Here is a 1366-nt window from a genome sequence, read left to right as displayed (position 1 = left end):
TAGTACTGCAACCGCACTTGATCATGGTTGACTTGGCGAGTGGTTGATCTTGGGGTGGGGCAGGTCGAGGAGTGGAAGGCGGCGCTGGCGGGGTTGCACGCCCGCTTCGCGTCGCGTTTCACCAGGTCGGAGCCTCGCGGGCGGGCGCTGGAGTACATGGCGGGACTGATCGCCCCGCTGGAACGCAAGAACGGGTGGTCGCTGGCGGAACGGGCCGGTGAGGAGTGCCCGGACGGGATGCAGCGCCTGCTGAACTCGGCCGACTGGGACGCCGACGCCGTCCGCGACGACGTGCGGGACTTCGTCGTCGAGAGCATCGGCGACAAGAACGCGGTGCTGATCGGCGACGACACCGGCTTCCTCAAGAAGGGCACCCGCTCGGCCGGCGTCCAGCGCCAGTACACCGGCACCGCCGGCCGCACCGAAAACTGCCAGATCGGGACGTTCCTGGCCTATGCCTCCGCCAAGGGCCGGGCGTTGATCGACCGCGAACTGTACCTGCCGGCATCCTGGACCGACGACCGCGCGCGCTGCCGGGCCGCCGGAATCGAGGACGACGTTCCGTTCGCCACGAAGATCGAGCACTTCCGGGCCATGCTCCAACGCGCCCTGGACGCGAACGTCCCGTTCGCCTGGGTGACCGCCGACGAGGCATACGGCCAGGTCAAGACCCTGCGGTTCTGGCTGGAGGAACGCGGTGTGGCCCACGTACTGGCCACCAAGGTCAACGACACCGTGATCACCACCAGAGGCGGGGACGCCCGGGTGGACCATCTCATCGCCTCCCTGCCCCGGCAGGCATGGAAGCGCCTGTCCTGCGGAGCCGGCGCCCACGGCCGGCGGATCTACGACTGGGCCCGGGTGCCGATCCGGATCCGCTGGGAGAACGGCTTCGGCCACTGGGTCCTCGCCCGACGCAGCGTCAGCGACCCCACAGAGATCGCCTACTACGTCTGCTACGGCCCTGCCGGCACCCGGCTGACGGACCTGGCCAAGGTCGCCGGGTCGAGGTGGCAGGTGGAGGAGTGCTTCCAGGTCGCGAAGAACGAGTGCGGCCTGGACCACTACCAGGTCCGCCGCTACCAGGCCTGGTACCGGCACATCACCCTGTCCATGGCCACACTCGCCTGCCTGACCGCCATCCGCGCACACGAGCTGTCAAAGGGGGCTCCGGACCCGGCCACGAGGGCCTGATACCCCTGTCCGTCGCGGAGATCCGCCGCCTCATCGGCCTGCTCCTCCACCCTCATCACCTCACAGCCGCCCACCATCTGCGCTGGTCATACTGGCGACGGCGCAGCCAGACCCGCGCCCGCCGCAGCCACTACAAACGCCGAGGCCACACCCCATAACTGCGGTTGCAGTA

1 protein-coding gene is annotated in these 1366 nt (G+C 68.9%); it reads left to right on the top strand.

The features are described from left to right. The first annotated feature begins 54 nt into the window (after positions 1-54). The gene (locus ACFV1W_RS40655; RefSeq protein ID WP_279092787.1) at positions 55-1194 is read left to right on the top strand and encodes an IS701 family transposase; all 1140 of its coding nucleotides are present in this window, start codon (positions 55-57) and stop codon (positions 1192-1194) included. Positions 1195-1366: the final 172 nt, after the last annotated feature.

Origin of the sequence: Kitasatospora sp. NPDC059648, from assembly GCF_042734825.1 — a bacterium.
Taxonomy (GTDB): Bacteria; Actinomycetota; Actinomycetes; order Streptomycetales; family Streptomycetaceae; genus Kitasatospora.
The sequence above is the reverse complement of the archived record's forward strand: the minus strand, read 5'-3'. Positions and strand labels throughout refer to the sequence as shown.